The following is a 3,655-nucleotide window of genomic DNA, read 5'->3' as shown; positions in this document are numbered from 1 at the left end:
GACGAACATGTGGGCGTGATCGCTCGACAGCACCCCGCGCAAGATGTCGACCTCGTTCTCGCGGCACACCTGCCGGCAGATGTCGCGCACCCGCAGCCGTAATGCCCGGGTCAGCACCTTTAACGGTATTTGGTCGACCAGCCGATGTGGTAGCGGTGATAGAAAACGCAGTGTTTGCCGGTGTCATATTGCATGATCGTACGATTCTTTCACGCTGCAGCGGGTCCGACTGGAAGGCGGACGGTCCGTTCCAGAGCGGTGATACTGAAACTTTCAAAACCCCTGCAATTTTCGCCACCGTAACCTATTGATTTTATTGACACGAAAGCTCGCACCTGTCAAAATCTGGTGTCGCCTCTCACTGCCCGTCGCTTGCGCGACTCCCCCGGAGTATTTGGCAAAGATGAAACATGTCTGACGGCCTGAAGGAGCGCCTGGTGTCGCAGGCCCGGTCGGAAGGGTTCGTGTCCTGCCGTATCTGCCGGCCCTGGGATGTTCCGGAGGTTCCCGGGCGGCTCGCGGCGTTCGTGGAGGCGGGGTATCACGGGCAGATGGGCTGGATGGCCGAGCGCATGCATTGGCGCGGCGATCCGGCGGCGCTCTGGCCGGAGGCGCGATCGGTCATCATGCTGGCGGAGAGTTATGCGCCGGAGACCGACCCGATGGCGGTTGTCGGCATGCCGGACCGGGGGGCAATCTCGGTCTATGCGCGCAATCGCGATTATCACGACATGGTCAAGAAACGGCTGAAGCGGCTGGCGCGCTGGTTGATCGGCGAGGCTGGCGGCGAGGTGAAGGTGTTCGTCGACACCGCCCCGGTGCCGGAAAAGGCGCTTGGGCAGGCGGCCGGGCTGGGCTGGCAGGGCAAGCACACCAACCTTGTCAGCCGCGACTGGGGCAACTGGGCATTCCTGGGGTCGGTGTTCACGACGCTCGACCTCGCGCCGGACCAGCCCGAAGACGATCATTGCGGATCGTGCCGGGCCTGTCTTGCCGCCTGTCCGACCGATGCCTTTCCCGCGCCCTATCAACTGGACGCACGCCGCTGCATCTCTTACCTGACAATCGAACATCGGGGGCCGGTGGAGGAGAGCTTGCGGTCGCGGATGGGCAATCGCATCTATGGCTGTGACGATTGTCTCGCCGCCTGCCCGTGGAACAAGTTTGCCGTTGCCGCCAGCGACATGCGCTACGCGGCGCGCCCGGATCTGAACAGTCCGCATCTCGCCGACCTGGCCGTGCTGGATGACCGGGCGTTTCGGACCCTGTTTTCGGGATCGCCGATCAAGCGGATCGGTCGCGACCGTTTCGTGCGCAATGTGCTCTATGCCATCGGCAATTCGGGTGATCCCGCGTTGCGGAGCGTCGCCGCGACACTGACCGATGACCCCGACCCGGCTGTCGCGGATGCGGCACGATGGGCGATGCAGCGGTTACGCGATCGAGAAATTCCGGCTGGACGCGGCGGTCATAGCCACTAAACCGGGCGAGATATTTTGCAAGGGAGGCCCGAATGGCGGTGCTGTTGGGGGTGGATACGGGCGGCACCTATACCGATGCGGTGTTGCTGCGCGACGAAACCGAGGTGATCGCCAGCGCCAAGGCGCTGACGACGCGCGCGGATCTCGCACTTGGGATCGGCGCGGCCATTCGGGCGGTGCTGGCGCAATCGGGGATCGCCCCGGGGGATATTTCACTGGCCTCGCTGTCAACGACGCTCGCAACCAATGCGCTGGTCGAAGGCCAGGGAGAGCGTGTGGGGCTGATCTTTGTCGGATTCCGGCCCTCCGATCTGGAACAGAGCGGATTGCGCGATGCGCTGAAGGGCGATCCGGTCGCGAGTCTCGCCGGTGGTCATAACCACGCCGGAGGCGAGGCCGCACCGCTGGACCTTGTGGGGCTGGAGGCCTTTCTTGACAACCATGCGGATGCGCTCAGCGGTTACGCGGTGGCGGCACAGTTCGCGACCCGCAACCCCGCGCATGAACTCGCGGTGGCGCGGCGCATCGCGGAACGGACCGGCGCGCCCGTCACCTGCTCGCACCATCTGTCGGCGAAACTGAATGGTCCCAAGCGGGCGGTCACTGCGGTTCTCAATGCGCGGCTGATCGGAATGATCGACCGGCTGATCGGGCGGGCGCAGGATGTCCTGGATACGCTCGATATAAATGCGCCGATGATGGTCGTGCGGGGTGATGGCGCATTGATGTCTGCCGAGCAGGCGCGCGCGCGGCCCATCGAGACCATTCTGAGCGGACCCGCCGCGTCGATCGTCGGCGCGCGCTGGCTGACCGGCGCGCAGGACGCGCTGGTTTCGGATATCGGCGGGACGACCACCGATGTCGCGGTCCTGCGCGGCGGGCGCCCCGCGATCGATCCGCACGGTGCGCGTGTCGGCGGGTTTCGCACCATGGTCGAGGCGGTTGCGATGCGCACCAGCGGTCTGGGCGGCGACAGCGAGGTTCATGTGCAATCCGAAGGGCTTGCGGGCGGCGTGTTTCTCGGGCCGCGACGGGTCCTGCCGATTTCCCTGATCGCACAGGAGGCCCCCGGGATCGTTCACGCCGCGCTTGACGACCAGTTGCGCAACGCGGTGCCCGGCGAACATGATGGCCGCTTCGTGCGCGCCCTGCCCGGCGTTGCAAGGGGCGGGATGCCCCCGCGCGAGGCCGAGTTGCTGGCGCGGATCGGGGCGCAGGTTCATCCGCTGGGGCACATTCTGCGCAGCCGCGTGGAACGTGGTGCATTGGGGCGGCTGATCGATCGCGGATTGGTGCAGGTCGGTGGCGTCACACCGTCGGATGCCAGCCATGTTCTGGACCTGCTTGCCGCGTGGGACGGCGAGGCCGCGACCAAGGCACTGACCCTGATGGCGCGGCGCCGAACCGGATCGGGCGACCGGCTGGCGGCTTCTGCGGGCGATCTTGCCCGCATGATCGTGGATCAGTTGACCGAACAGACCGCCGTGACGCTGCTGGAGACCGCCTTTGCCGAAGACCCAGCCGGGTTCGACCTGCCGCCGGAGCAGCTGGCGCGTCATGTGCTGCTGCAAAAGGGGCTTGCGGGACATCGCGGATTGCTGGCGCTTGACGCCGCGTTGAACGTCGACGTGGTCGGACTCGGCGCGTCGGCACCGACATATTATCCGGCCGTGGGGCAACGGCTGCATTGTCGGATGATCCTGCCGGAACACGCCGGGGTGGCCAATGCGATTGGCGCGGTTGTCGGCCGCATCACCATGCGGCGTACGGGCACCGTGACATCGCCCGGCGAGGGCCGTTTTCGCGTGCACCTTGAAACCGGACCCGAGGATTTCGCCGTTGCATCCGAGGCGATGGAGCGCCTTGAGGGCGCACTCCGCGCCAGCGCACGGCAGGACGCGCTCGACGCGGGGGCGGAAGGGGTTCAGATCACCGTGGCCAGGGATGTCAGGACCGCCCGCGCCGAAGCGCGCGAGATATTCGTGGAGGCGACCCTGACGGTCGAGGCCAGCGGCCGCCCCCGGGATGCAATCGGCTAGGCCGTGTTGACAAAAGGTGTTAACAGGGCGGGCTGAACGTGATTCAAACTGGTATCTGCAATGGAGACCAGCTTGGCACGAGACCTGATGTCGGACGAAGAGTGGGCGTTTCATGAACGCTTCATCCTGGCCGCC

General features: G+C 65.8%; 2 protein-coding genes and 1 pseudogene. 2 read left to right on the top strand and 1 reads right to left on the bottom strand.

Annotated elements, in window-relative coordinates; all coding sequences use genetic code 11:
- Nucleotides 1-69, bottom strand: a pseudogene (locus tag AB9K34_RS00090) (IS200/IS605 family transposase); the annotation flags it as partial.
- A 341-nt stretch (nt 70-410) separates the two neighbouring features.
- On the opposite strand from AB9K34_RS00090, the gene queG reads away from it, so the two are divergent.
- The gene (gene queG, locus AB9K34_RS00085; RefSeq protein WP_369952468.1) at nt 411-1,481 is read left to right on the top strand and encodes a tRNA epoxyqueuosine(34) reductase QueG; all 1,071 of its coding nucleotides are present in this window, start codon (nt 411-413) and stop codon (nt 1,479-1,481) included.
- Nucleotides 1,482-1,513: 32 nt separating this feature from the next.
- Nucleotides 1,514-3,520 carry a hydantoinase/oxoprolinase N-terminal domain-containing protein gene (locus AB9K34_RS00080; protein ID WP_369952467.1) on the top strand — a complete coding sequence of 669 codons (2,007 nt, stop codon included), beginning with the start codon at nt 1,514-1,516 and terminating at the stop codon, nt 3,518-3,520.
- Nucleotides 3,521-3,655 lie beyond the last annotated feature (135 nt).

It is taken from the genome of Sedimentitalea sp. XS_ASV28 (assembly GCF_041224545.1).
Lineage (GTDB): Bacteria > Pseudomonadota > Alphaproteobacteria > Rhodobacterales > Rhodobacteraceae > Sedimentitalea.
Note: the sequence above shows the minus strand (reverse complement) of the source record. Positions and strands in the feature narration are given on the sequence as shown.

Coding starts and splice junctions, on each gene's coding strand:
- queG (WP_369952468.1), top strand. CDS start 411: ATGTCTGACGGCCTGAAGGAGCGCCTGGTGTCGCAGGCCCGGTCGGAA.
- AB9K34_RS00080 (WP_369952467.1), top strand. CDS start 1,514: ATGGCGGTGCTGTTGGGGGTGGATACGGGCGGCACCTATACCGATGCG.